Source organism: Serratia sp. CY55921, from assembly GCF_052167655.1.
Classification (GTDB): Bacteria; Pseudomonadota; Gammaproteobacteria; order Enterobacterales; family Enterobacteriaceae; genus Serratia; species Serratia ureilytica.
In genome coordinates this window covers 13,626-38,771 of record NZ_JBJNMU010000003.1, presented here as the reverse complement: position 1 = coordinate 38,771, position 25,146 = coordinate 13,626, and the positions used below count along the sequence as shown (strand labels likewise).

The following is a 25,146-nucleotide window of genomic DNA, read 5'->3' as shown; positions in this document are numbered from 1 at the left end:
GGGTCAGGATTTCGGTTTTGGCGAGTGCCACAGCGCCATGCCGTTTTCCGGCACGCGCTTGAGGCAGCTGGCGAGCGGTTCGCCATCGGGGAAAATCAGATCGGGGGCGATTTCCGCCAGCGGGTAGAGCATGAATTCGCGCTCTTTCAGGCCATAATGCGGTACGGTCAGGCGATCGGTATGGATCACTTTGTCGCCGTACAGCATGATATCCAGATCGAGCGTGCGCGGCCCCCAGCGTTCATCCTTGCGCACGCGCCCCTGATTGCGTTCTATCGCCTGGGTATGGTCGAGCAGCTGTTCGGGCGGCAACAGGGTATCCAGCGCCACCACCGCGTTGAGAAAGTCCGGCTGGTTTTGCGGCCCCAGCGGCTTGGTGCGGTAAAACGAAGAACAGGTGACCAGCCGGGTGCGCGGGAGATGCTCCAGCGCCTCCAGCGCGGCGTTAACCTGTTGCAGCGGCTGCGCCAGGTTGCTGCCCAGCGCGATATAAACGCGGATCATTATGCCCCTTCTTTACGCGGTGCCCGGCGACGAGGACGGCGTTGACGCGCGCGACGCGGCGCCGGATCGTCACCCAGGGTGCTCAGCATGGCTTTCTGCCGCGCCGGCGTGGCGTCCTGGAACTCACCCCACCACTCGGCCAGACGCAGCATCTCCTGATTGTCTTCCACTTCCGCACGCAGCGCCAGCAAATCATAGGCGGCACGGAATTTCGGATGTTCCATCAGTTTGTGCGCGCGTTTGCCCTGACGACGAGACAGGCGCAGCTGAAGCTGCCAGATATCGCGCACCAGCGTGGTAATGCGTTTCGGGATCGCCAGCGAGCGGCACTGCTCGTCGAGCACATCGTTCATCGCCAGCGCGAAGGCGTCGTAGTACGCCAGGCCGCTTTCCTGCGCCAGTTTCTGCGCGTGCTCCAGCAGCGGGTACCACAGCATGGCGGCAAACAGGAAGGCCGGATTGACGCGCATGTCGTTCTGCAGGCGATGATCGGTGTTCTTCAGCACCTGCACCAGAATGCGCTCCATCGGCGTATCGTGGTTCGGCGTGAAGTTGCGGGCGATCAGCGGGAACAGCGGTTGGAACAGCTGATATTCGCACAGCTTCAGATAGGTCTGGAAACCGTAACCCGCCTGCAGCAGCTTGAGGGATTCTTCGAACAGACGCGCCGGTGGGATCTCATGCAGCAGCGAAGCCAGACGCGGGATCGGCTCGGCGGTCTCTTCACTGATGCGCATATCCAGCTTGGCGGCGAAGCGCACCGCGCGCAGCATGCGCACCGGATCTTCGCGGTAACGGGTTTCCGGATCGCCGATCAGGCGAATCACGCCCTGTTTCAGGTCGTTCAGGCCGCCGACGTAATCGCGCAGGGTGAAATCCGCCACGCCGTAGTACAGGCTGTTGATGGTGAAATCACGGCGCTGGGCGTCTTCCTCGATCGAACCGAAGATGTTGTCGCGCAGCAGCATGCCGTTTTGCGCCTGCTGGGAGGAATTCTTGTCGGATTCCTGATTCTGTTCGTGGTGACCGCGGAAGGTGGCCACTTCGATGATCTCCGGCCCGAACATCACGTGCGCCAGACGGAAGCGGCGGCCGACCAGGCGGCAGTTGCGGAACAGCTTGCGCACTTGCTCCGGCGTGGCGTTGGTGGTGATGTCGAAGTCTTTCGGCTTTTTGCCGAGCAACAGATCGCGCACCCCGCCGCCGACCAGATAAGCCTCGTAGCCTGACTTGTTCAGGCGATAAAGCACTTTCAGCGCATTCTCGCTGATGTCTTTGCGCGAAATCGAGTGCTGTTCGCGCGGGATCACGGTCATCGAGTCGTTGCTCTCGGCGAGGGGGAAAGGCGGACGCTTGCGCGGCGTTGAGCGGCGGGCAGGGGCGTTGCTGCCGTTATCGGCGGCGCGCGGCTGCGGCGCAGGGCGGCTTGGCGCCGCGGCACGCTCTTCGCGGACTACGTTTTTATCGCCGGCCGCCGCGTCGTCGCGGGGCAGCTTGTCATCGCGGGTCAGTACCTTACGACAGAAGTTGGCTACTCGGGTAAAAATGGTACACCTCGATAGTGACTGATAAAAATGGAGCTAACAAAAAATAGCGGCTAATCATAGCTCACCATGGCTCCTTTGAGAATGCCGGCGTGTTTTCATCCAGAGGGATAGCCTCCTGACGCGGCACGTTTTCCAACCGCCAGTGTTCGATCGCCCAGCTCAATAATAATGGCAGGTCAAGATCTTGCCAGCTTTCCGGCAGCGGTTGGCGCAGAAATTTCAGCGCGGCGATCAGCACCGGTCGCGGATCGCCAGCGGGCAACGCCGGCGCATGGTTTTGCTTCGACAGTTTGATGCCGTTGGCACCCAGCGCCAGCGGCAGATGCACATAGGCGGGCACCGGCGCCTGCAGCTGGCGGTAAAGGGCAATTTGGCGCACCGTCGGTTCGATCAGATCGGCGCCGCGGACAATCTCGGTCACGCCCTGAAAATGGTCGTCGATCACCACCGCCAGGTTGTAAGCGAACAGCCCGTCGCGGCGGCGAATGATAAAGTCTTCTCCCGCCAGCGCCGGATCGGCGTGCAATTCTCCCTGCAGGCGATCGTGGAACCGGTAAACGGGGGCGGTCTGACGCAAGCGGATGGCGGCGCCCTGCGGGCCGAGCTGCAAATCGCGGCAGTGGCCGTCGTACAATCCGCCGATTTGCTGGATGCGGCTGCGGGTGCAGGTGCAGTAATAGCTGAGCCCCTGGCGCTGCAACAGATCCAGCGCGGCGCGATAGGCGTCGTGACGTTGGGATTGATAGATGACCTGGCCGTCCCAGTGGAGACCATAATGTTCCAGCGCGGACAGGATGCGAGCGGCGGCGCCGGGGACTTCGCGCGGCGGGTCGATATCTTCGATGCGAACCAGCCACTGCCCGCGTTGGGCGCGAGCCTGAAGGTAGCTTCCCAGAGCGGCAATCAGCGAGCCGAAATGCAGATCCCCGGAAGGCGATGGGGCAAAGCGCCCCACATAATGACTTTCTTGCATATCAGAGGGGAGGGGTTCCCTTTTCTCTGTGCGGCGCACGCGGATGCGCACGCCGCAGCGGTAACATACTCGTTATGCTTGAAACTGCATCTGTGTTAGCTGCGCCTGCTTACCCGAATCACTTACTTGAGTAAGCTCATCGGGATGCGCATTCTTGCCGCCTTGATGCAGCTCCAATCATGTAGAGTAGCGGTATTAGCCGGCCATCTGCTTTTCGCGGATCTCAGCCAGCGTCTTGCAGTCGATGCACAGATCGGCGGTCGGACGCGCTTCGAGGCGACGAATACCGATCTCCACGCCACAAGATTCGCAGTAGCCGAAATCATCGTCTTCCACTTTCTTCAGCGTTTTCTCGATCTTTTTGATCAGTTTGCGTTCACGGTCACGGTTACGCAGTTCAAGGCTGAACTCTTCTTCCTGAGTAGCGCGGTCGGCCGGATCAGGGAAGTTGGCTGCCTCTTCTTGCATATGCGATACAGTACGGTCCACTTCGTCCCTGAGCTGGTTGCGCCACGCTTCAAGAATGCGCTTGAAATGCGACAACTGGGCGTCGTTCATGTACTCTTCGCCCGGCTTCTCTTGGTACGGCTCCACCCCAGCGATGGCGAGAATGCTCAAGGACGAGGTTTTACGGTTTTGCCCTTCTTGCATGTTGCTTCTCCTACATACACACGCACTATCGAATCCCCAATGCGGGGGAAAAACAGGCCGCTATAAATAACAGAAGGAAGGTAGGTTGGCAATTATTCCTGTCGCCCGCTTGACAATCGTGTGAAGGAAGGCGTATTTGGCGATCGTGCTGTCCGGTTGTCTATTTATAGGGACCCGGCTGCGCTAATCGATAAAAAACGGCAGCTTATCGCAGAGATAAATACCGTCAGGTGATAATTTTGCCCCATAGCAAACCACTTCCACTCCCAACTGCCGGACCTGTGCCAACAGCGCCGCATAGCGCTCATCTATATGATGTGCCGGTGCGACCTGCTCAATACCGCTGTGTAACACGGCAAAGAACAATACCGCCCGTTGCCCGCTTTCAACCACGCTGAGCAACTCACGCAGGTGCTTTTGCCCTCTGAGCGTTACCGCATCAGGAAAGTAACCACGTTGTTGTTGCAGTAATGTGACTGACTTAACTTCAATATAGCAGTTAACCCGATTTTCTGCCTGTAATAACAAATCGATACGGCTGTTTTCACCGCCGTATTTCACTTCGCCGCTAATTTTACTGTAACCGGATAATTCATTGATTAAATTGTGTTCGATCGCCTCGCGTACCAGCGCGTTGGCGCGCAGGGTGTTGACGCAGATCCAGTGCCCCTGTTGGGTATGGGTCAGCTCCCAGCTGTGGGCGTATTTGCGTTTGGGGTTGTCCGACGTGGAGTACCACACGGTGTCGCCGGGCGTGGCGCAGCCGGTCATGGCGCCGGTATTGGCGCAGTGCAGCGTAAAGGTTTCCCCTTCCGGGGTGATCACGTCAGCCAGAAAGCGTTTGTAACGTTTGATCAGCGTGGCGGAGCGCAGCGGTGGAGAAAAAATCATGGGGATGCCTGCTTGGCCAGCGGCCACTGTTCAAGGTGTTGGTAACGGGTGCGGCCGTTTTCGAACACCGACTCATACAAGGAAAAGGCGTCGGCGCTGAACGCCCAGCCCGGCGTCGCCGGCGGGATCGCCACCGGCTGGGTAGCGGCGCGCAGCAGCGTGATGTGCGGATGGAACGGCAGCGCGCTTTGATGGCAACCGCTGCGTGCGGCCTGCGAACGCAGCAGCTCGGCCAGCTGCAGCAATCCGCGCGGCGCGCGGCGGGTACCGAGCCAGACCACGCCGGGCCGCGGCCAATGGCCGAGATCGTCGAGCCGCATGCTGAAGCCGGGTTGGGCGATGCGGCCGGCCAACTTACGCAGCGCCAGTTCTTTCTGTGCGCTGACTTCACCGAGAAACGCCAGCGTCAGGTGCAAATTGGCCGCCGCCACTGGCCGACCGGCCTCCGGTGCAAACGCCTCGGCGCGCCAGCGGACCACCTGCTGTTGCAGGGCGTCAGGCAAGGACAGGGCGAAAAATAGGCGGCGCGAATTGGACATAAGGGCTCGGCAAATGCATGGCAATGCGGTCGGGAACAGCGGTAAACGTTACTGGCAGCGGCCCCGCGAGGGGCGCGGCGCACGAATGAGCTCCGTACTATAGCTAACGCCGCAACAGTTTGAAAGGTTACGGGGATAAAGCTAATGCTACACTGTACGCCGTTTAACGCTAATCACTACGGAGAATTCAGTGTCTTCATTGCCCGTCAGCGCAGTGCTCAATGAGTTGCTGGCTGCGCTGCAGTCTGCCCCGCAGGTGCTGTTGCACGCCCCGACCGGCGCCGGTAAATCCACCTGGCTGCCGCTGCAGATCATGGCTAAGGCCGGGTTGCCGGGGCGCATTATCATGCTGGAGCCGCGGCGGCTGGCGGCGAAGAACGTCGCCTATCGCCTGGCGCAGCAACTGGGGGAGGAGCCTGGCCAGACCGTGGGTTATCGCATGCGCGCCGAAAGTAAAAGCGGGCCGCAGACCCGGCTGGAAGTGGTGACGGAAGGCATTCTCACCCGCATGTTGCAGCAGGATGCCGAGCTGCAGGGCGTGTCGTTGGTGATCCTCGACGAATTCCACGAACGCAGCCTGCAGGCCGATCTGGCGCTGGCGTTGCTGCTCGATGTGCAGCAAGGGCTGCGCGACGATCTGAAACTGCTGATCATGTCGGCCACGCTGGATAACGCTCGTATGACGCAGCTGCTGCCGCAGGCACCGGTGGTGGTGTCCGAGGGGCGCAGTTTCCCGGTTGAACGCCTGTATCAGCCGTTGGCCAGTCATCAGCGGCTGGAGGATGGCATAGCGGCGGCGGTGAAGCGCATGCTGGCCGAACAGCCGGGGTCTTTGCTGCTGTTCCTGCCGGGCGTAGCGGAGATCAACCGGGTGCTGGAGCGTTTGACCGGCGAAATGGCGAGTGATACCGATCTTTGCCCGCTGTATGGCGCTCTGCCTCTGGCGCAACAGCAAAAAGCGATTCAGCCGGCGGCGCCGGGCCGCCGCAAAGTGGTGTTGGCGACCAACATCGCCGAGACCAGCCTGACGATCGAGGGCATTCGGCTGGTGGTTGACAGCGGCCTGGAACGCGTAGCGCGCTACGACGTGCGCAACGGTCTGACGCGGCTGGCGACACAGCGCATCAGTCAGGCCTCGATGGTGCAGCGCGCCGGGCGCGCCGGGCGTCTGGAACCGGGCATTTGCTGGCATCTGTTCGCCAAAGAGCAGGCGGAGCGCGCGGTGGAACATGCTGAGCCGGAAATTTTACAGAGCGATCTCACCGGCTTCTGGCTCGAGCTGCTGCAGTGGGGGTGCCATGATCCGGCGCAGCTGACCTGGCTTGACGCGCCTCCGGCAGCGGCATTGGCGGCGGCCAGGGCGTTGCTGCACCGACTGGGAGCCACGGATGACGGCGACAAACTCACCGCGCCGGGGCGCCAAATGGCCGCTCTGGGATGTGAACCGCGGCTGGCGGCGATGCTGGTCGCCGGCTCGGCGCTGAGCGCCGACGACCAGGCGACGGCCGCGTTGCTGGCGGCATTGCTGGAAGAACCGCCGCGCGGCGGGCAGATGGATATCGGTTATTGGCTGAGCCGCCCGCAGGCGAACTGGCGGCAGCGCGCCGCGCAGTTGACCAAACGCCTGCCGCAACGTGCGGGGCAAGTCGACGTCGATCTGGCGCCGCGCCTGTTGGCGCAGGCATTTACCGATCGCATCGCCCAGCGCCGAGGCCAGGACGGCCGTTACCTGCTGGCCAACGGTCTGGGGGCGGCAATGAACCAGGACGAGGCGCTGTCGCGCGCGTCCTGGCTCATCGTTCCCAGCCTGTTGCAGGGCCACAACAGCCCGGATGCGCGTATTTTGTTGGCGTTGCCGGTCGATATCGAGGCGTTGGCGGCGCAGCTGCCGGCGATGGTTATGCAGCGCACGGCGGTGGAGTGGGATGAAGAGAAGGGGACGCTGCGCGCCTGGAAGCGCCAACAGATCGGCCGTCTGACGCTGCGCGCGCAGCCGCTGGCTAAGCCGGCGGACGAAGAGCTGCAGCAGGCGCTGCTCGATTGGGTGCGCGCACAGGGGCTGTCGGTGCTCAACTGGGAGGGCGCAGCTGAACAACTGCGGGTGCGCCTGCAGTGCGCGCAAGCCTGGTTGCCGGAGGCGGAGTGGCCGGCGATGGACGAAGAACCGCTGCTGGCGGCGCTGGAGCAGTGGCTGCTGCCGTCGCTGAACGGCGTGCGCGATCTGCGCGGATTGAAGCAGGTCAACCTCGCCGAGGCGTTGTCCCGGCTGTTGGACTGGCAGCAAAAACAGCGGCTGGATAATGCATTACCCACTCATTACACTGTGCCGACCGGCAGCCGCCTGCCGATCCGTTATGAGGCCGGCAAACCGCCGGCGCTGGCGGTGCGTTTGCAGGAAATGTTCGGCGAGCAGCGCAGCCCGATGTTGGCGGAGGGTCGCATCCCGGTAGTGCTTGAGTTACTCTCACCGGCGCACAGGCCGTTGCAAATCACCGGCGATCTGGCGGCCTTCTGGCAAGGCGCCTACCGCGAGGTGCAAAAAGAGATGAAGGGCCGCTACCCGAAACACGTGTGGCCGGACGATCCGGCCACGGCGGCCCCGACGCGCCGAACGAAGAAATATCAGTAGGCCGCGATCGTTTAAGGTTTGGAATTCAGATGTTTCTTCTGTTCAGCGCCACGGCGTCGGCACAGATTAAGCGACTCATTATGGCCGGCAGTGTCGGCAAGCTCGGAGAACAACAGCCATGGCTGGGGATGACCGCGAGCCCATCGGGCGCAAAGGAAAACAACCAAAAAGCACCGCGTCGCGCAAGCCGCCGCGCCGTCGCCGAGACGACGATTATGACGATTACGAAGAAGACGAGTATGACGATGACGAGTATGAAGAGGAGGAGGAACGCATGCCGCGTAAGGTGAAAGCGACTCCGCCGCGTAAAAAACGCCGCTGGCTCGGCCTGTTTATCAAACTGATCCTGGTGCTCGCCGTCCTGTTGGCGATCTATGGCGTCTACCTGGACTCGCAGATCCGCAGCCGCATCGACGGCAAAGTCTGGCAGCTGCCGGCGGCGGTGTACGGCCGCATGGTCAACCTGGAACCGGGCATGCCGTACAGCAAGAAGGAGATGGTTAACCTGCTGGAAGGCATGCAGTACCGCCAGGTCAGCCGCATGACGCGTCCGGGCGAGTTTACCGTGCAGGCCAACAGCATCGAGATGCTGCGCCGCCCGTTCGATTTCCCGGATGGTAAAGAAGGGCAGATCCGCGCCCGCCTCGATTTCCAGAATAACCGCCTGGCGAAGATCGAAAACCTGGACAGCGGCCGCAGCTTCGGCTTCTTCCGCCTCGACCCGCGTCTGATCACCATGCTGCAGTCGCCGAACGGCGAACAGCGGCTGTTCGTGCCGCGCTCCGGTTTCCCGGATCTGTTGGTGGATACGTTGATCGCCACGGAAGACCGCCACTTCTATGAGCATGACGGCATCAGCCCGTACTCCATCGGCCGCGCGGTGCTGGCCAACCTGACCGCCGGCCGCGCGGTGCAGGGCGGCAGCACCCTGACGCAGCAGCTGGTGAAGAACCTGTTCCTGACCAACGAACGTTCGCTTTGGCGTAAGGCCAACGAAGCCTATATGGCGCTGTTGGTGGATTACCGTTACAGCAAAGACCGCATCCTGGAGCTGTATCTGAACGAGGTATACCTCGGCCAGAGCGGCAGCGACCAGATCCGCGGCTTCCCGCTGGCCAGCCTGTATTACTTCGGTCGCCCGGTGGATGAGCTGAGCCTCGATCAACAGGCGTTGCTGGTCGGCATGGTCAAGGGCGCGTCGCTGTATAACCCGTGGCGTAACCCGAAACTGGCGTTGGAACGCCGCAATCTGGTTCTCAAACTGCTGCAGAACCAGGGCGTGATCGACGGCGAGCTGTATGACATGCTGAGCGCGCGTCCGCTGGGCGTGCAGCCGAAAGGCGGCGTCATTACGCCGCAGCCGGCGTTTATGCAGATGGTGCGTCAGGAACTGCAGACCAAGCTGGGCGATAAGGTGAATGACCTGTCCGGCGTGAAGATCTTCACCACGCTGGATCCGGTGTCGCAAGACGCGGCGGAAAAAGCGGTCGAAGACGGCATCCCGGCGCTGCGCGCTGCGCGTCACCTGCAGGATCTGGAAGCGGCGATGGTGATCGTCGATCGCTTCAGCGGTGAAGTACGCGCCATGGTCGGCGGCGCCAACCCGCAGTTCGCCGGTTTCAACCGCGCCATGCAGGCGCGACGCCTGGTCGGCTCGCTGGCCAAACCGCCAACGTACCTGACCGCGCTGTCCGAGCCGGACAAATACCGCCTCAACACCTGGCTGGCGGATGCGCCGCTGTCGCTGAAACAGCCGAACGGCGCCGTCTGGCAGCCGAACAACTACGATCGCAAATTCCGCGGTCAGGTGATGCTGGTGGATGCGTTGGCCAACTCGCTGAACGTGCCGACGGTGAACCTCGGCCTGTCGGTCGGGCTGGATCAGATCAGCGCCACGCTGCAACGCCTGGGGATCCCGAAAGCGGAGATCAATCCGGTGCCTTCGATGCTGCTGGGGGCGATCGGCCTGACGCCGATGGAAGTGGCGCAGGAATACCAGACCATCGCCAGCGGCGGTAACCGTGCGCCGCTGTCGGCGGTGCGTTCGGTGATCGCCGAAGACGGCACGGTGCTGTACCAGAGCTTCCCGCAGGCGGAGCGCATGGTGCCGGCGCAGGCCGCTTACCTGACGCTGTACGCGATGCAGCAGGGCGTGGCGCGCGGGACCTCCCGCTCGCTGTCGGTGAAGTTCCCGAACTACAACCTGGCGGCGAAAACCGGTACCACCAACGATCTGCGCGACAGCTGGTTCGCCGGCATCGACGGCAAGGAAGTGGCGATCGCCTGGGTCGGGCGCGATAACAACGGCCCGGCCAAGCTGACCGGCGCCAACGGCGCGTTGACCCTGTATCGCCGCTATCTGGAAAACCAGACGCCGCTGCCGCTGATGCTGCAGCCGCCGGAAGGCATTAACCAGATGAGCATTGACTCCGCCGGCAACTTTATCTGCGGCGGCGGCAGCTGGCGCACCATCCCGGTCTGGACCGACAATCCGCAGGGACTGTGTCAGGCCAGCCAGGCGGCGGTGCAGCAACAGCAGCAACCGGCGGCGGGTGAGCAAAAAGATGGCGATGGCGTCGCCGGCTGGATCAAGGATATGTTCGGTCAGTAATCGCTGCCGGGGCGTCGGCCCCGGCGAAAATTTTTGCTTTGTTATTAAGCCCGTAACCTTGGTTGCGGGCTTTTTTATTTTTCCGCTCGTTTTATTTCCCTGTTAACCGCATGGCTAAGCGCCTAATCCTTAACCTATTTGCCTTATGAATTCGGCTTGCAGTTTAATTTGGCTTCTGCATAAAATGCGACGCTTATAATAATTATTATCGTTTACATTCGTCATTTAATTATTCATCAGAGAAATCAACTATGCCGACCAAGCGTCTTTCATCATCCGTGGCCAAGCAGGGCCGCACCCCCGTCAGCGCGTTAGCGATCACCGTCGCTGCGGCGTTGGGCACGCTGGCGATGCCGGCTTTTTCCGCCGACGCCAAGCCGGCCGCCAAGGAAGACACGATTACCGTTGTGGGCGGTAGCAATACCGCCCAGCAGGAAAGCGCCTGGGGGCCGGTCGGCACCTATGTCGCCAAACGCAGCGCCACCGGGACCAAAACCGATACGCCGATCGAGAAGAACCCGCAGTCTGTTTCCGTGGTGACGCGTGAAGAGATGGATATGCGTCAGCCGGATACGGTGAAGGGCGCGCTGGCCTATGCGCCGGGCGTATTTGCCAGCCGCGGCAGCTCCACGACCTATGATGCGGTGGCGATCCGCGGCTTCCCGGCCACCAACACCACCCAGTATCTGGATGGGTTGCGGTTGCTGGGCGACAACTACAGCGAAGCGTCCATCGATCCTTATTTCCTCGAGCGCGCCGAGCTGCTGCGCGGCCCGGTCTCGGTGCTGTACGGCAAAAGCAACCCGGGTGGTTTGGTCTCGATGGTCAGCAAGCGGCCAACCACCGAGCCGCTGCGCGAAATCCAGTTCAAAATGGGCACCGATAACCTGTTCCAGACCGGTTTCGATTTCAGCGACGCGCTGGACGATCAGGGTATCTATTCTTACCGCCTGACCGGCCTGGCGAAAGACAGCGATTCGCAGCAGAACATGAGCAAAGAGAAGCGCTATGCGATCGCGCCGTCCTTTAGCTGGCGTCCGGATGACAAAACCAACTTCACGCTGTTGGCCAACATTCAAAACGATCCCTATACCGGTTATTACGGCTGGCTGCCGAAGCAGGGCACGCTGATTCCGCTGCCGAACGGCGGTAAGCTGCCGACCGATTTCAACGAAGGCGAAGCCAGCAACTACACCTCCCGCAAACAGCGGATGATCGGCTACAGCTTCGAACATGCCTTCAACGATACCTGGGCGGTGCGCCAGAATCTGCGCTATATGCAGCTGGAAACCGACATGAAGAGCATCTATGGCAGCGGCGTTTCTGCGGCGACGCCGACGACGATTAATCGCGCCTATGTCCAGTCGAAAGAACACCTGAACAATTTCTCTGTGGATACCCAGGCGCAGGCGAAGGTGAAAACCGGCGATATCGACCACACGCTGTTGTTCGGCGTGGACTACATGCGCATGCGTAACGATATCAATGCCGCATTTGGCTCTGCGGACGGTCTGAGCATGACCAATCCGCAATACGGGAATGACGCGGTCAATATCAACTTCCCCTACCATTACCTGAACCGTCAGGAACAAACCGGCCTGTATGTGCAGGAGCAAGGGGAGTGGAACCAGTGGCTGTTGACGCTGGGCGGGCGCTATGACTGGGCGAAGACTTCCGCTTATAACCGCGATGCGAGTTCGACGAGCCAGCAGACCGATCGCCAGTTCACCTGGCGCGGCGGCCTCAACTACTTGTTCGACAACGGCGTGACGCCGTATTTCAGCTACAGCGAATCGTTTGAACCGAATCTGGGCACGACGCAAGGGGGGAGCACCTTCAAGCCGTCGATCGGCAAGCAGTATGAAGCCGGCGTGAAATACGTGCCGAAGGATCGCCCAATCGTGCTGACCGGCGCCCTGTATCAGCTGACCAAGAACAACAACCTGACGCCGGACCCGAGCAATGCGCAGTTCAGCGTGCAGAGCGGCGAGATCCGTTCGCGCGGCGTGGAGCTGGAAGCCAAGGCGGCGTTGAATGCCAACGTCAACCTGATCGCCTCCTATACCTACACCGATGCGAAGTACACCAAGGACAACACCTATCAGGGCAAACCGACCGTCGAGGTGCCGAAACACATGGCTTCGCTGTGGGCGGATTACACCTTCCACGAAACAGCGGTGAGCGGTTTGACGCTGGGTTCCGGCGTGCGTTACGTTGGCTCCAGCTCGAGCTTCAACAGCGATAACACCACCTTCAAGGTGCCGGACTACACGCTGGTGGACGCCACCATTAAATACGATCTGGCGCGCTTTGGCCTGCCGGGCTCGTCCGTGGGCGTCAACATCAACAACCTGTTCGACAAGACTTACGTATCGAGCTGCTACCGCGACTACGCCTGCTACTGGGGCGCAGAACGCCAGGTGGTCGCCACCGCAACCTTCCGTTTCTAACCGGATAGCCGGGGCGGCGGCGCGTCGCCCCGGAAAAAGCAGGATCTATGCAGGACAAACTTCTTAATCCCGGCGCGACGTTCGCACTGGATAACGCCAGCTTCGCCGTTCCCGGCCGGGTGCTGTTGCAACCGCTGTCGCTCCGTTTTCCTCAGGGCAAAGTCTGCGGCCTGATCGGCCATAACGGTTCCGGTAAATCCACCCTGTTGAAACTGCTCGGGCGGCACCATGCGCCCAGCGGCGGTCAGGTCTTGCTCAATCGGCAGCCGTTGGCGCAGTGGGACAGCAAATCCTTCGCCCGCCAGGTGGCCTACCTGCCGCAGCAGTTGCCGGCGGCGGAAGGCATGACGGTGCGCGAGCTGGTGGCCGTCGGCCGCTATCCGTGGCACGGCGCGCTGGGGCGTTTTGGCGCCAACGATCGCCAATTGGTCGAAGAGGCCATTTCACTGGTGGGGCTCAAGCCGTTCGCCAACCGCCTGGTGGACAGCCTGTCCGGCGGTGAGCGCCAACGCGCCTGGCTGGCGATGATGGTGGCGCAGGACAGCCGCTGCCTGCTGCTTGACGAACCGACGTCGGCGCTGGACATCGCGCACCAGGTTGAGGTGCTGGCGCTCATTCAGCGCCTGAGCCGCGAACGCGATCTCACGGTGATCGCCGTGCTGCACGACATCAACATGGCGGCGCGCTACTGCGATCATCTGGTGGCGCTGCGCGGCGGTGAAATGATCGCTCAGGGCGGCCCGCTGGAACTGATGCAGGGGCCGGTGCTGGAGCAAATTTACGGTATTCCTATGGGCACGTTGCCGCACCCGAGCGGCGGCGCGCCGGTGAGTTTTGTCTACTGATGTCTTCTGCATTCACTTCTTCTCACGATCCGCTGCGCCGCCGTTTGTTGATGGCGCTGGCGCTGTCGCCGCTGTTGGGCTCGTTGCCCGGCCGAGCGGCGGATGCGCCGCCGGATATCGCGCGCGTTGCGGCGCTGGAATGGCTGCCGATCGAACTGCTGTTGGCATTGGGCGTGACGCCGCTGGCGGTGGCCGATGTGCATAACTACAACCTGTGGGTGGCGGAGCCGAAGCTGCCGGCGACGGTGGTCGACGTCGGTCAGCGCACCGAACCTAACCTCGAACTGCTGCAGCAGCTCCAGCCTTCGCTGGTGTTGCTGTCGCAAGGCTATGGCCCGACGCCGCGAAAAATCCAACCCATCGCGCCAACCATGAGCTTCGGCTTCAACGACGGCAGCGGCAAACCGCTGACCGTCGCCCGCCAGTCGCTGCTGGTGCTGGGGCAACGATTAGGCATAGAAAGCCGGGCGATAAACCACCTGGCGCAGTTCGACAGCTTTATGCAGGATGCGCGTCAGCGCCTGCAAAGCTACACCCGGCAACCGTTGCTGCTGTTTTCCCTGATCGACACCCGCCATGCGTTGATCATCGGCCAGAAAAGCCTGTTCCAGGAAGCGATGGACCAACTGGGCATCCGCAATGCCTGGCAGGAGCCAACCGACTTTTGGGGCACGGCGGTGGTGGGGATTGAACGGTTGGCCACGGTGCGTAACGCCCGTGTCATTTATCTCGATCACGGCAATCAGGCGATGATGGACAAGGTCAGCGCGACGCCGCTGTGGCAGTCATTGCCCTTCGTGCGGCAAAACCAGCTGCGGCAGGTGCCGGCGGTGTGGTTCTACGGTGCCACGCTGTCGACGATGCGGTTTTGCCGCCTGTTGGCGCAGGCTCAGGAGAGTGCGGCATGAATGCGGGCATTCGGAAATTGCCGCTGACGCTGATCCTGCTGTTGCTGGCGGCGGCAGGCGGTTTGACGATATACAACCTGACGCAGCAACTGCCGCCGGCGCAATGGGCGCGGGCGCTCAGCGCGCCGGACATCGACGACGTGCGGCAAATGCTGTTCCATTACAGCCTGCTGCCGCGGTTGACGGTGTCGCTGTTGGCCGGGGCCGGTCTGGGATTGGTCGGCGTATTGTTCCAGCAGGTGTTGCGCAATCCGTTGGCGGAACCGTCGACGCTCGGCGTGGCCGCCGGCGCGCAGCTCGGCCTGACCATCGCCACGCTGTGGGTGCTGCCGGGGGGCGAGTTCACTCGTCAGCTGGCCGCTATGGTGGGGGCGATCGCGGTGGGCGGGCTGGTGTTCGGCGTCGCCTGGGGCAAGCGGATGTCGCCGGTGACGCTGATTCTGGCCGGGCTGGTGCTGGGGCTTTACTGCGGCGCAGTCAACAGCCTGTTGGCGCTGTTTAATTACGATCAGCTGCAGGGCATGTTCCTGTGGGGCACCGGCGCGTTGAACCAACAGGACTGGAGCGCGGTGCAGTTTATCCTGCCGCGTTTGCTGGTGGCCGGTGCGCTGGCGGCGCTATTGCTGCGCCCGCTGACGCTGCTGGGGCTGGACGACGGCGTGGCGCGCAACCTGGGGTTGGGGCTGTCGATGGCGCGCTTCTGCGCCCTGGGGCTGGCCATCATTTTCAGCGCCATGTTGGTGAGCGCGGTGGGCGTTATCGGCTTTATCGGCCTGTTTGCGCCGCTGATGGCGAAGATGCTGGGCGCTCGCCGCCTGGCGCATCGCATGATGTTGGCGCCGTTGCTGGGGGCGTTGCTGCTGTGGCTGACCGATCAGGTGATGATTGGGGTGGCGCAGGTGTGGCGTGAGATCCCGACCGGGGCGGCCACCGCGCTGTTCGGCGCGCCGCTGCTGCTGTGGTTGCTGCCGCGTTTGCGCAGCGCCGCCACGCCGCCACCGATGAACCTTGGCGACAAGGTGCCTGCCGAGCGCAGGAATCTGCCTGGCTGGGCAGCGCTGGCCGGCGTCGTGCTGTTGATCGGCCTGACGTTGGCGCTGATGCTGGGCAAAAACGCCGGCGGCTGGCACTGGAGCCTGGGCGAGGAGCTGGACGCCTTGCTGCCGTGGCGCTGGCCGCGGGTGCTGTCGGCGTTGGCTGCGGGCATGATGTTGGCGGTCGCCGGCACGCTGATCCAGAAGCTGACCGGCAACCCGATGGCCAGCCCGGAAGTGCTGGGCATCAGCTCCGGCGCCGCTTTTGGCGTCGTGATGATGCTGTTTATGGTGCCGGGCGATGCCTTCGTTTGGCTGTTGCCCGCCGGCAGTCTGGGGGCGGCCGTTACGCTGCTGATCATCATGATTGCCGCCGGCCGCGGCGGTTTCTCGACCGAACGCATGTTGCTCGCCGGCATCGCGCTCAGCACCGCCTTTACCACCGTCATCTTCCTGCTGCTGGCCAGCGGCGATCCGCGTATGGGGGGCTTGCTGACCTGGCTCTCCGGTTCAACCTATTCGGTGGAGCCGGCGCAGGCGCTGCGCACCGCGCTGATCGCCGCCGGATTGATGATATTGGCGCCGCTGTGCCGCCGCTGGCTGACCATTCTGCCGCTCGGCGGGGCCACCGCCCGTTCGGTGGGGATTGCGTTGACGCCTGCGCGATTGACCATCCTGTTGTTGGCCGCCACGCTGACCGCCATGGCGACCCTGACCGTGGGGCCGCTGAGCTTTGTCGGGCTGATGGCGCCGCACATGGCGCGCATGTTGGGCTTCCGCCGCGCGCTGCCGCAAATGGTGATCGCCGCGCTGTTGGGCGGTTTGCTGATGGTATTTGCCGACTGGTGCGGGCGGATGCTGCTGTTTCCGTATCAGATCCCCGCGGGGTTACTGGCGACCTTTATCGGCGCGCCGTACTTCGTTTATCTGTTGCGTAAGCAGACGTCGTAAGCTTCACCCCTACTTTGCCTTCTTCACCATCAAGGGCCCAGCGTTGCTGGGCCTTTTTTCAACGCCTTGCAAGGCGTTGCGTGTCGCTGCGCAAGAAAGACATTTAACGTGAAAAGGAACGCGGGAAGAGAGGGGGAGGTGAATATACTGCGGGCGGGTGCTCTGGATCTTTGTCTCTGGAGCTTGCGTGAAAGGTACAAAGAGAAAAGCCCCGAGTCGATATCCATCAACCCGAGGCCTACTCTAACGCACGACAACGTTAAGTTAGCCTCTTACCCGCCGCGAGGCAAGGAGAAGAAGGCATGATGCCGAACAAACGGAGCCTGTTAAAATTGGTGGTTATTTGTGCCACGGTAATATCACTGGCATGGATAACCCGCAGCTCGCTGTGCGAGCTGCGTATCCGATCGGGCACTACGGAGGTTGCGGCCATTTTGGCTTACGAATCCGAACGGTAAGGCAACCCGGCTGCGGGGGCTTTGCCTCCGCCGGCCGGCAGTCGATGCGTTGATCCATGAGCACCCATCCGTTCAATAAAAACGGCGAGCCTTGGCTCGCCGTTTTTCATGTTGATGTCGGGGCTTATTTCAGGCCGGCGGCATCGCGCAGCTGTGCAGCTTTGTCGGTCGCTTCCCATGGGAAGTGTTCGCGGCCGAAGTGGCCGTAGGCGGCGGTTTCGCGGTAGATCGGCTGCAGCAGATCCATCATCTGGATCAGGCCGTATGGGCGCAGATCGAAGAATTCGCGCACCAGCAGCGTCAGTTGTTCGGTTGGCACTTTCTCGGTACCGAAGGTTTCCACCATGATGGAGGTCGGTTCCGCTACGCCGATAGCGTAAGACACCTGGATCTCGCAGCGATCGGCCAGGCCGGCGGCGACGATGTTTTTCGCCACGTAGCGCGCCGCGTATGCCGCGGAACGGTCAACCTTGGACGGGTCCTTACCGGAGAAGGCACCGCCGCCGTGGCGAGCCATGCCGCCGTAGGTGTCGACGATGATCTTACGGCCGGTCAGGCCGCAGTCGCCCATCGGGCCGCCGATAACGAAACGGCCGGTCGGGTTGATGTGGTATTTGGTGCCCGCCGTCAGCCATTCCGCCGGCAGTACCGGCTTGATGATCTCTTCCATCACCGCTTCTTGCAGATCTTTCAGCGAAATGTCTTCTGAGTGCTGGGTGGACAGAACGACGGCGTCGATGCCGACGATTTTGCCGTCGTCGTATTGGAAGGTCACCTGGCTCTTCGCGTCCGGGCGCAGCCACGGCAGGGTGCCGTTCTTACGCACTTCGGATTGGCGCTGCACCAGACGGTGCGCGTAGGTGACAGGCGCAGGCATCAGCACGTCGGTTTCATTGGTGGCGTAGCCAAACATCAAGCCCTGATCGCCGGCGCCCTGCTCGAGAGGATCGGTACGGTCAACGCCCTGATTGATATCCGGGGATTGCTTGCCGATGGCGCTCAACACTGCGCAGGAGTTGGCGTCAAAGCCCATGTCCGAATGAACGTAGCCGATCTCGCGCACGGTCTTGCGGGTGATCTCTTCGATATCGACCCAGGCGCTGGTGGTGATTTCACCGCCGACCAGCACCATACCGGTTTTCACGTAAGTTTCGCAGGCGACGCGCGCTTTCGGATCTTGTTCCAGGATGGCGTCGAGGACGGCATCGGAGATCTGATCGGCGATTTTATCTGGATGTCCTTCGGAGACGGATTCGGACGTGAAGAGGTGTTTAGCCATTGTGTTCTTTACCTTGCATAAGACGGGTTAGAAATTACTGCACAGCGCTGGAGATCCGGCATCGAAGCGAAGGGTCTTCCGCTGATGGCGCGAGATGCATCCTGCAACGCCCCTCAGGCAAAGCCGTTAAGCAGTTTATCAGTTAACCAGTATAGATGGATTAACATCTGGACGTCTATTTTAGGTCAGGGTTTAGCCAGATTGCCAGTAATTTTTTGCGCTTTCGCTCTTTTGCGCAAACGGGTTGGCGCCATTTTCATCGCTTGAAACAGTTTTCGGCGAATTTTCATTTTGCTTTTTAACCTGCTTACCGGTATAAACTGCGCGCGCGGTTCATTTGCTGCACAGTACGGCGGTCTGGCGTGGGGGAAGGTACGGTAAACTTCCGCTTTGCATTCGTCGGCATTGCGCTATTATCCGTCGCGGGCGTTCGCCGTGGCGCCGCCGCTTCATCGAACGGTCACGTTCTTACACTATTTTAGAGGCTGGGTCGTTCACTCCGAACGGCGCGCGTGGAGGTGGTTGGATTAATGATCCGTTGTCTACCGGTTGTTGGTTCTCAACAGCAGTGCCGTTCTGGCGCACATTCTTCTGCTATTTCCCGTCTTGTCTCTCTGTCACTTACCAGGTGCGATAAACACTTGGCCGCTACTCAGGATTCTCGGGCCGGCTAACGGTCGTCTGAAGAACTGAACAAGGGTAGCCTGCAGCCTTCCTGTGGGATGTTTCTTGGCCCGATTCACGAGGTTTGAACAGGGTGTCTTACAATTATATGAGTGATAAACCGATCGCTGACCGCGAACGGCAGTTCTCTTCGCTGCCGCCGGCGCGGCTTGTTGGGTTGTTCTCGCGGGTTGTAGCTGCGATAGTGGCTGACGGTTTCGTCAGTACGGAATGTGAGGCGAACCATGTCTGATGATCTGTTGATTCACCGTCCGCCGGTTGCGGGCGAGTCTTTATCTTTGCGCTCCATGCAGGAGGTTGCCATGAATGATCGTAATGCCAGCAAGATGCTGCGTACTTATAACGTCGCCTACTGGGGCAACAATTACTATGACGTCAACGAGCTGGGCCATATCAGCGTGTGCCCGGATCCGGATGTCCCGCAGGCGCGCGTCGATCTGGCAGAACTGGTGAAAACGCGCCAGAAAGACGGCCAACGTCTGCCGGCACTGTTCTGCTTCCCGCAGATCCTTCAGCATCGCCTGCGCTCTATCAACGCCGCGTTCAAACGCGCGCGTGAGTCCTTCGGTTACCAGGGCGGCTATTTCCTGGTGTATCCGATCAAGGTGAACCAACATCGCCGCGTGATTGAATCGCTGGTGAACTCCGGCGAACCGCTGGGGCTGGAAGCCGGCTCAAAGGCCGAACTGATGGCGGTGCTGGCGCATGCCGGCATGACCCGCTCGGTGATCGTCTGTAATGGTTATAAAGATCGTGAATATATTCGTCTGGCGCTGATCGGGGAAAAGCTGGGGCACAAGGTGTACCTGGTGATCGAGAAGATGTCCGAGATCAATCTGGTGCTGGAAGAAGCCGAACGGCTGAACGTCATACCGCGCCTGGGCGTGCGTGCGCGTCTGGCATCGCAAGGCTCCGGCAAATGGCAGTCGAGCGGCGGCGAAAAATCCAAGTTCGGTCTGGCGGCGGTGCAGGTGCTGAAGCTGGTGGAAACCCTGCGTGAAGCGGGCCGCCTCGACAGCCTGCAGCTGCTGCACTTCCATTTGGGCTCGCAGCTGGCCAATATTCGCGACATCGCCACCGGTGTACGCGAATCGGCGCGCTTCTACGTTGAGCTGCACAAGCTGGGCGTCAACATTCAGTGCTTCGACGTGGGCGGCGGCTTGGGCGTCGACTACGAAGGCACCCGTTCGCAGTCCGATTGCTCGGTCAACTACGGCCTGAACGAATACGCCAACAACGTGATTTGGGGCATCGGCGACGCCTGTAACGAACACGGCCTGCCGCACCCGACGGTGATCACCGAGTCCGGTCGCGCCGTGACCGCGCACCACACGGTGCTGGTCTCCAACGTGATCGGCGTAGAGCGCAACGAGTTCAGCGAACCGCAGCCGCCGGAAGCCGACGCGCCGCGCGCGCTGGAAAGCATGTGGGAAACCTGGCTGGAAATGAACGAGCCGGAAAACCGCCGCTCGCTGCGCGAATGGCTGCACGACAGCCAGATGGATCTGCACGACGTGCATACCCAATACGCGCACGGCATGCTGGACCTGACCAAGCGCGCCTGGGCCGAGCAGCTGTATCTGAACATCTGCAACAAGATCCAGCAGCAGCTCGATCCGAGCAACCGCGCGCACCGTCCTATCATCGACGAACTGCAAGAGCGCATGGCGGACAAGTTCTACGTCAACTTCTCGCTGTTCCAGTCGATGCCGGATGCCTGGGGCATCGATCAGCTGTTCCCGGTGCTGCCGCTGGAAGGGTTGGATAAGCCGCCGGAAGGCCGTGCGGTGCTGCTCGACATCACCTGCGATTCCGACGGCACCATCGACCATTACGTCGACGGCGACGGCGTGGCGACCACCATGCCGATGCCGCCATACGATCCGGAGAACCCGCCGGCGTTGGGCTTCTTCATGGTCGGTGCGTACCAGGAGATCCTCGGCAACATGCACAACCTGTTCGGCGACACCGCCTCGGTTGACGTGTACGTGTTCCCGGACGGCAGCGTCGAGACCGAGCTGTCCGACGAGGGCGATACCGTGGCGGACATGCTGGAGTACGTGCAGCTCGATCCGAGCGCGCTGCTGTCCAAGTTCCGCGATCAAGTCAAAGAAACCGATCTGGACAGCGAGCTGCAGGCGCAGTTCCTGGAAGAGTTTGAAGCTGGCTTGTACGGCTACACGTATCTGGAAGACGAGTAACCGCCTTCTTCAGGGGGGCGATATCGGCCCCCTTGAAGCATGAACAAAATGCGGCCATAATCTGCCGTATCGGTAGCACCGAAACACACATCGAATAAATCCCTTTCTCGTCGGGCTAACGACGCGGGAGGGATTTTTTTTTGTCACGGCCCGGCGTCTGCGCCCGGCAACTTGTTGAACTACGAGGGTTTACTATGAGCACCTTAGGCCATCAGTCCGATAATTCATTAGTGTCCAACGCCTTTGGTTTCCTGCGCTTTCCGCTGAACTTCATGCCTTACGACAGCGATGCAGAGTGGGTCATCACCGGCATTCCGTTTGACATGGCGACCTCCGGTCGCGCCGGCGGCCGTCACGGCCCGGCGGCCATCCGCCAGGTGTCCACCAACCTGGCCTGGGAAGGCAACCGTTGGCCGTGGAGCTTCGATCTGCGCGATCGCCTGAACGTGGTTGACTGCGGCGACATCGTGTTCAACTTCGGCGATGCGCAGGACATGAGCGACAAGCTGCAGGCGCACGCGGAGAAACTGCTGAAGGCCGGTAAGCGCATGCTCTCGTTCGGCGGCGACCACTTCGTCACCCTGCCGCTGCTGCGTGCGCACGCCAAGCATTTCGGCAAGCTGGCGCTGGTGCACTTTGACGCCCATACCGATACCTACGCCAACGGCAGCAAGTTCGACCACGGCACCATGTTCTATCATGCGCCGAACGAAGGCCTGATCGATCCGCACCACTCGGTGCAGATCGGCATTCGCACCGAGTTCGATCACGACAATGGCTTTACCGTACTGGACGCCGCGCAGGTGAACGATCGCAGCGTGGACGACCTGCTGACCCAGATCAAAGGCATCGTCGGCGATATGCCGGTGTACCTGACCTTCGACATCGACTGCCTGGATCCGGCGTTCGCACCGGGCACCGGCACGCCGGTGATCGGCGGTCTGACTTCCGATCGCGCGCTGAAACTGGTGCGCGGCATGCAGTCGCTGAACATCGTCGGCATGGACGTAGTGGAAGTGGCGCCGGCCTATGACCAGTCCGAGATCACCGCGCTGGCCGCGGCGACCCTGGGCCTGGAGATGCTGTACCTGCAGGCGGCCAAGAAACACGCCTGACGCCAGACCACGCCTCGCTGAAAAAGCGGCTTCCATTGTATGGGGGCCGCTTTTTTTATTTCATTTGTCGCCATCCGCACTGTGATTTTCAGTCTGTTGCAACGCCTTTGCGCAATTTTGCGCAGAAATGAAACTGAGTCGGAGAAAAGGAACCGGGACAATGGAGAGGATGAATATACTGCGGGCGGGTGCTCTGGATCTTTGTATCTGGAGCCTGCGTGAAAGGTACAAAGAGAAAAGCCCCGAGTCGATATTCATCAACCCGAGGCCTACTCTAACGCCAGCAACGTTAAGTTAGCCTCTTACCCGCCGCGAGGCAAGGAGAAGAAGGCATGATGCCGAACAAACGGAGCCTGTTAAAACTGGTGGTTATTTGTGCCACGGTAATATCACTGGCATGGATAACCCGTAGCACGCTGTGCGAGCTGCGGATCCGATCGGGCACTACGGAGGTTGCGGCCATTTTGGCTTACGAATCCGAACGGTAAGGCAACCCGGCGACGGGGGATGTCCCCCGTCTGCTGGTTGTTGGCGTCCAGATCCATGAGCACCCTCTCAAGGCCATTGGCTTTCTCTGCCGCAACGGTGCGGGAACAGGCTATGCCCGCTTCACCTGGCGCGCCAGCAACATGCGGCCAAACAGTGCGCCGCCCGCCAGCAGCGTCAGCAGCTGCGAGGCGATCAGTACCGCAAAGCCCGAGGATACCTTGCCCTGGCTGGCCATCACCATGCCCATCGCCATCGGCACGAACGCCGAGAACAGATTGCCGATGCCGTTGATCAGCCCATAGGCGCTGCCGACCGCCTCCGGCCGCGCATAATGCTGCAGCAGCGTGGGGATCGCCGCGCCTTGCGCGCCCCAACAGGCGTTGGCCGCCAGCAGGAAGAACGCGATCCAGCCAAGCTGATGGCTGTTCATTACGCCATAGATGCACAGCGCGGTCGCCGCGCCGCCAAAGACGAAGATCAGCGGCGCCTGATAGGGGCGGATACGATCGAGCAGCACGCCGCCGAGGTATTTTGAGGCGATGCTGACGATGAAAGGCAGTGCGGCCATCCATCCCATCTGCTTGATGGAGAATCCTTTTTCATCGGTCAGGTAGGCCGGCAACCAGGCGCTGGACCCCCACAGATAGCTGAGCGTGGCGATCTCGATCAGCAGGATCCAACCGAGCATCGGCGTGCGCCAGGCCAGCGCGAAGGTATGCCAGACGCGGCTCAACACCGGCTGAGGATCGGCGGGGCGTGAAGATGAGGATAAGGCTAGCGGATGAACGAACAGCCGCACCAGCGCCAGGCCCAACAGCAGGTTGAGCAGCGCCAGCAGGTGAAACGACATCGCCCACCCGAAGTGCGCCATCAGAAAACTCACCAGCGGAAAGCCGATCACCAGCCCCAACGAGACGCCCAGCGCGCTGACCGCGTTGGGTTTGCCGCGTTCGTCGGCGGCGAAATGATCGCTGATGTACATGGTCTTGAGCGAGAACAGCGGTCCTTCGCTGACGCCAAGCAGCGCGCGCACCGCGCACAGCAACAGCAGCGATCCCGCCAGCGGCGACGCGGCGGTGAACAGCGCCCACAGCACGACGCTCAGCGTCAGCGCGCGGCGGTAACCCATCAGCGTTTCCAGAAACGGTGTCAGCAACATGGCGGACAGGCCGTAACCGAGTAAAAACACCGTCATCAGCGTGCCCTGATGGGCGCGGTCACCGCCGAGTTGAAAGTGTTGCAGGAAGTCGGGATTGACCAACATCACGGCGATATTAACCCGATCCGCATAGGCGATAACGATCAGAAACAACAGGGCAATCACCCCAAACCAGCGTTGACGTTGTTGCACGGCGCGTTCCTCAGTGCGAGCGGTTGACGAATTCAGGCAGCAGTAAACTCACCTGCGGATGCCATTACGCGCAAACGCGGGGATGAGGCCGATTTATGTAAATTTATTGTTATAAAATTGGGTGTAAAAGACAGCGAGAGCACTCTTTTACGCGCAATGCGCCGCCAGGATCAACGCAATTTTTGCCATAAATTAGCTGAAGAGCGCACAACTGACATAGGTTTTTCATATCGGTGAATTATTTCGTGATCCTTCCCGCATTTGTCATTTTTAAACAACCTTTCATTAACATTTGCCGCGCCGCTCGCTTGACGAAAGTTTCGCCAGACTTATAGTGACTGTATTAAATAAGAAACTGAGTTTCATATATGAAACAATCAGATAGAGGATAAAAGCAATGAGCTGGAAGAATGTGTGCGAAGTGTCTCAGGTGAAAGAAGATTTTCCTTTCTCCGGCAAAGTGGAAGGCAAAGAGATCGGGGTTTACCTGCTCGACGGTAACTACTATGCGCTGGAAGACGTCTGTCCGCATGCTTACGCCTTGCTCAGCCAGGGGTTTGTAGACGACGGCAAGGTTGAGTGCCCACTGCACGAAGCGCTGTTTGACGTGCGCACCGGCCAGTGCCTGCGCGAGCCGGGCGGCCGCGATCTGCAAACCTATCCCACCCGGGTGGTCGACAACCAAATCCAGATCACCTTTATCGCGGAGGAGTAATCATGCAGCACATCACCGATTTCAATCCCTGGCTGCCGGACACCCAACAGGTGACGCCGGCCCGCGAAGGCGGCAACGGTCAAATCCATCAGCCGGGCCAGTTCCGCAACGTTGTGTGGCAAAACCGTGCCCGGGTGCCGGACGGTTTCGAAACCGCGCTGGTGGCGGCGCTGGAAACGATTTTCGATCAGGGCGCGGAAGAGCTGGAACAGATCGTCAGCGCGTTGAATCAGCGCCGCCTGTTCGATCGCAGCGGCCAGCCGTGGAATGAGGCGACGTTCCGCGAATTCCTTCACGTTAACGGTTTCTGATCGACACCCG

At 61.0% G+C, this 25,146-nt stretch carries 20 protein-coding genes; 12 read left to right on the top strand and 8 right to left on the bottom strand.

Annotated elements, in window-relative coordinates; genetic code table 11:
- Nucleotides 1-3: 3 nt before the first annotated feature.
- The 6 genes from folK to thpR form a co-directional block, all read right to left on the bottom strand.
- On the bottom strand, nucleotides 4-504 hold the full coding sequence (gene folK, locus ACJ8M3_RS16705) for a 2-amino-4-hydroxy-6-hydroxymethyldihydropteridine diphosphokinase (protein WP_004937558.1): 501 nt from the start codon (nucleotides 502-504) through the stop codon (nucleotides 4-6).
- The gene (gene pcnB / locus ACJ8M3_RS16700; RefSeq protein ID WP_071883579.1) at nucleotides 504-2,051 is read right to left on the bottom strand and encodes a polynucleotide adenylyltransferase PcnB; all 1,548 of its coding nucleotides are present in this window, start codon (nucleotides 2,049-2,051) and stop codon (nucleotides 504-506) included. Before pcnB ends, folK begins: the two co-directional genes overlap by 1 nt.
- Before the next feature lie 61 nt (nucleotides 2,052-2,112).
- Complete coding sequence (gluQRS, locus tag ACJ8M3_RS16695; RefSeq protein ID WP_033644703.1) at nucleotides 2,113-3,024, bottom strand: tRNA glutamyl-Q(34) synthetase GluQRS; 912 nt, start codon at nucleotides 3,022-3,024, stop codon at nucleotides 2,113-2,115.
- A 195-nt stretch (nucleotides 3,025-3,219) separates the two neighbouring features.
- A complete protein-coding gene (gene dksA, locus ACJ8M3_RS16690; protein ID WP_004937569.1) occupies nucleotides 3,220-3,675 on the bottom strand; it encodes an RNA polymerase-binding protein DksA in 456 nt (151 codons plus the stop codon).
- A gap of 183 nt (nucleotides 3,676-3,858) precedes the next feature.
- Nucleotides 3,859-4,566 carry a DNA/RNA nuclease SfsA gene (gene sfsA, locus ACJ8M3_RS16685; protein ID WP_004937572.1) on the bottom strand — a complete coding sequence of 236 codons (708 nt, stop codon included), beginning with the start codon at nucleotides 4,564-4,566 and terminating at the stop codon, nucleotides 3,859-3,861.
- Nucleotides 4,563-5,105: an RNA 2',3'-cyclic phosphodiesterase gene (gene thpR / locus ACJ8M3_RS16680; RefSeq protein WP_042785353.1), complete on the bottom strand. Its 543-nt coding sequence runs from the start codon at nucleotides 5,103-5,105 to the stop codon at nucleotides 4,563-4,565. Before thpR ends, sfsA begins: the two co-directional genes overlap by 4 nt.
- Before the next feature lie 190 nt (nucleotides 5,106-5,295).
- Here thpR and hrpB point away from each other — a divergent pair, with 190 nt between their 5' ends.
- The 7 genes from hrpB to ACJ8M3_RS16645 all read left to right on the top strand — a co-directional run bounded on the left by hrpB (nucleotide 5,296) and on the right by ACJ8M3_RS16645 (nucleotide 16,991).
- Nucleotides 5,296-7,734 (top strand): ATP-dependent helicase HrpB, encoded by a 2,439-nt coding sequence (hrpB, locus tag ACJ8M3_RS16675; RefSeq protein WP_199560474.1) that lies wholly within the window; start codon nucleotides 5,296-5,298, stop codon nucleotides 7,732-7,734.
- Nucleotides 7,735-7,852: 118 nt separating this feature from the next.
- Entirely contained in the window at nucleotides 7,853-10,345 is a 2,493-nt protein-coding gene (gene mrcB / locus ACJ8M3_RS16670) for a bifunctional glycosyl transferase/transpeptidase (RefSeq protein ID WP_033644705.1), read from the top strand.
- A gap of 251 nt (nucleotides 10,346-10,596) precedes the next feature.
- The gene (fhuA, locus tag ACJ8M3_RS16665) at nucleotides 10,597-12,795 is read left to right on the top strand and encodes a ferrichrome porin FhuA (RefSeq protein ID WP_089197418.1); all 2,199 of its coding nucleotides are present in this window, start codon (nucleotides 10,597-10,599) and stop codon (nucleotides 12,793-12,795) included.
- A 47-nt stretch (nucleotides 12,796-12,842) separates the two neighbouring features.
- Nucleotides 12,843-13,640 carry a Fe3+-hydroxamate ABC transporter ATP-binding protein FhuC gene (fhuC, locus tag ACJ8M3_RS16660; protein ID WP_089197417.1) on the top strand — a complete coding sequence of 266 codons (798 nt, stop codon included), beginning with the start codon at nucleotides 12,843-12,845 and terminating at the stop codon, nucleotides 13,638-13,640.
- The gene (gene fhuD, locus ACJ8M3_RS16655) at nucleotides 13,640-14,548 is read left to right on the top strand and encodes a Fe(3+)-hydroxamate ABC transporter substrate-binding protein FhuD (protein ID WP_089197416.1); all 909 of its coding nucleotides are present in this window, start codon (nucleotides 13,640-13,642) and stop codon (nucleotides 14,546-14,548) included. Before fhuC ends, fhuD begins: the two co-directional genes overlap by 1 nt.
- Nucleotides 14,545-16,533 (top strand): Fe(3+)-hydroxamate ABC transporter permease FhuB, encoded by a 1,989-nt coding sequence (gene fhuB, locus ACJ8M3_RS16650; RefSeq protein WP_089197415.1) that lies wholly within the window; start codon nucleotides 14,545-14,547, stop codon nucleotides 16,531-16,533. Before fhuD ends, fhuB begins: the two co-directional genes overlap by 4 nt.
- A gap of 305 nt (nucleotides 16,534-16,838) precedes the next feature.
- Nucleotides 16,839-16,991, top strand: a complete 153-nt coding sequence (locus tag ACJ8M3_RS16645; protein WP_004937594.1) for a Hok/Gef family protein — start codon at nucleotides 16,839-16,841, stop codon at nucleotides 16,989-16,991.
- Between the two features lie 124 nt (nucleotides 16,992-17,115).
- On the opposite strand, the gene metK is transcribed toward ACJ8M3_RS16645, so the two are convergent.
- Nucleotides 17,116-18,270, bottom strand: a complete 1,155-nt coding sequence (gene metK / locus ACJ8M3_RS16640) for a methionine adenosyltransferase (RefSeq protein ID WP_033644710.1) — start codon at nucleotides 18,268-18,270, stop codon at nucleotides 17,116-17,118.
- A gap of 908 nt (nucleotides 18,271-19,178) precedes the next feature.
- Here metK and speA point away from each other — a divergent pair.
- From speA to ACJ8M3_RS16625, 3 genes are all read left to right on the top strand, one after another.
- On the top strand, nucleotides 19,179-21,155 hold the full coding sequence (speA, locus tag ACJ8M3_RS16635) for a biosynthetic arginine decarboxylase (RefSeq protein WP_028127388.1): 1,977 nt from the start codon (nucleotides 19,179-19,181) through the stop codon (nucleotides 21,153-21,155).
- A gap of 194 nt (nucleotides 21,156-21,349) precedes the next feature.
- Nucleotides 21,350-22,270 carry an agmatinase gene (speB, locus tag ACJ8M3_RS16630; protein WP_004937606.1) on the top strand — a complete coding sequence of 307 codons (921 nt, stop codon included), beginning with the start codon at nucleotides 21,350-21,352 and terminating at the stop codon, nucleotides 22,268-22,270.
- Between the two features lie 335 nt (nucleotides 22,271-22,605).
- Nucleotides 22,606-22,758 (top strand): Hok/Gef family protein, encoded by a 153-nt coding sequence (locus tag ACJ8M3_RS16625; protein ID WP_004937610.1) that lies wholly within the window; start codon nucleotides 22,606-22,608, stop codon nucleotides 22,756-22,758.
- A gap of 110 nt (nucleotides 22,759-22,868) precedes the next feature.
- Here the strand turns inward: ACJ8M3_RS16625 and ACJ8M3_RS16620 are convergent, their stop codons facing one another.
- Nucleotides 22,869-24,110: an MFS transporter gene (locus ACJ8M3_RS16620; RefSeq protein WP_089197414.1), complete on the bottom strand. Its 1,242-nt coding sequence runs from the start codon at nucleotides 24,108-24,110 to the stop codon at nucleotides 22,869-22,871.
- 397 nt (nucleotides 24,111-24,507) lie between these two features.
- Here ACJ8M3_RS16620 and ACJ8M3_RS16615 point away from each other — a divergent pair, with 397 nt between their 5' ends.
- Both ACJ8M3_RS16615 and ACJ8M3_RS16610 read left to right on the top strand, forming a co-directional pair.
- On the top strand, nucleotides 24,508-24,825 hold the full coding sequence (locus ACJ8M3_RS16615) for a non-heme iron oxygenase ferredoxin subunit (RefSeq protein ID WP_004937614.1): 318 nt from the start codon (nucleotides 24,508-24,510) through the stop codon (nucleotides 24,823-24,825).
- A gap of 2 nt (nucleotides 24,826-24,827) precedes the next feature.
- The gene (locus tag ACJ8M3_RS16610) at nucleotides 24,828-25,136 is read left to right on the top strand and encodes a recombinase-like helix-turn-helix domain-containing protein (RefSeq protein WP_019456046.1); all 309 of its coding nucleotides are present in this window, start codon (nucleotides 24,828-24,830) and stop codon (nucleotides 25,134-25,136) included.
- Nucleotides 25,137-25,146 lie beyond the last annotated feature (10 nt).

Bases quoted from the DNA above. Each gene is read 5' to 3' on its own strand.
- gluQRS (WP_033644703.1), bottom strand. From the start codon at position 3,024: ATGCAAGAAAGTCATTATGTGGGGCGCTTTGCCCCATCGCCTTCCGGG.
- fhuB (WP_089197415.1), top strand. From the start codon at position 14,545: ATGAATGCGGGCATTCGGAAATTGCCGCTGACGCTGATCCTGCTGTTG.
- mrcB (WP_033644705.1), top strand. From the start codon at position 7,853: ATGGCTGGGGATGACCGCGAGCCCATCGGGCGCAAAGGAAAACAACCA.
- fhuD (WP_089197416.1), top strand. From the start codon at position 13,640: ATGTCTTCTGCATTCACTTCTTCTCACGATCCGCTGCGCCGCCGTTTG.
- ACJ8M3_RS16615 (WP_004937614.1), top strand. From the start codon at position 24,508: ATGAGCTGGAAGAATGTGTGCGAAGTGTCTCAGGTGAAAGAAGATTTT.
- metK (WP_033644710.1), bottom strand. From the start codon at position 18,270: ATGGCTAAACACCTCTTCACGTCCGAATCCGTCTCCGAAGGACATCCA.
- dksA (WP_004937569.1), bottom strand. From the start codon at position 3,675: ATGCAAGAAGGGCAAAACCGTAAAACCTCGTCCTTGAGCATTCTCGCC.
- sfsA (WP_004937572.1), bottom strand. From the start codon at position 4,566: ATGATTTTTTCTCCACCGCTGCGCTCCGCCACGCTGATCAAACGTTAC.
- folK (WP_004937558.1), bottom strand. From the start codon at position 504: ATGATCCGCGTTTATATCGCGCTGGGCAGCAACCTGGCGCAGCCGCTG.
- ACJ8M3_RS16610 (WP_019456046.1), top strand. From the start codon at position 24,828: ATGCAGCACATCACCGATTTCAATCCCTGGCTGCCGGACACCCAACAG.
- ACJ8M3_RS16645 (WP_004937594.1), top strand. From the start codon at position 16,839: ATGCCGAACAAACGGAGCCTGTTAAAATTGGTGGTTATTTGTGCCACG.
- speB (WP_004937606.1), top strand. From the start codon at position 21,350: ATGAGCACCTTAGGCCATCAGTCCGATAATTCATTAGTGTCCAACGCC.
- fhuA (WP_089197418.1), top strand. From the start codon at position 10,597: ATGCCGACCAAGCGTCTTTCATCATCCGTGGCCAAGCAGGGCCGCACC.
- ACJ8M3_RS16625 (WP_004937610.1), top strand. From the start codon at position 22,606: ATGCCGAACAAACGGAGCCTGTTAAAACTGGTGGTTATTTGTGCCACG.
- thpR (WP_042785353.1), bottom strand. From the start codon at position 5,105: ATGTCCAATTCGCGCCGCCTATTTTTCGCCCTGTCCTTGCCTGACGCC.
- speA (WP_028127388.1), top strand. From the start codon at position 19,179: ATGTCTGATGATCTGTTGATTCACCGTCCGCCGGTTGCGGGCGAGTCT.
- fhuC (WP_089197417.1), top strand. From the start codon at position 12,843: ATGCAGGACAAACTTCTTAATCCCGGCGCGACGTTCGCACTGGATAAC.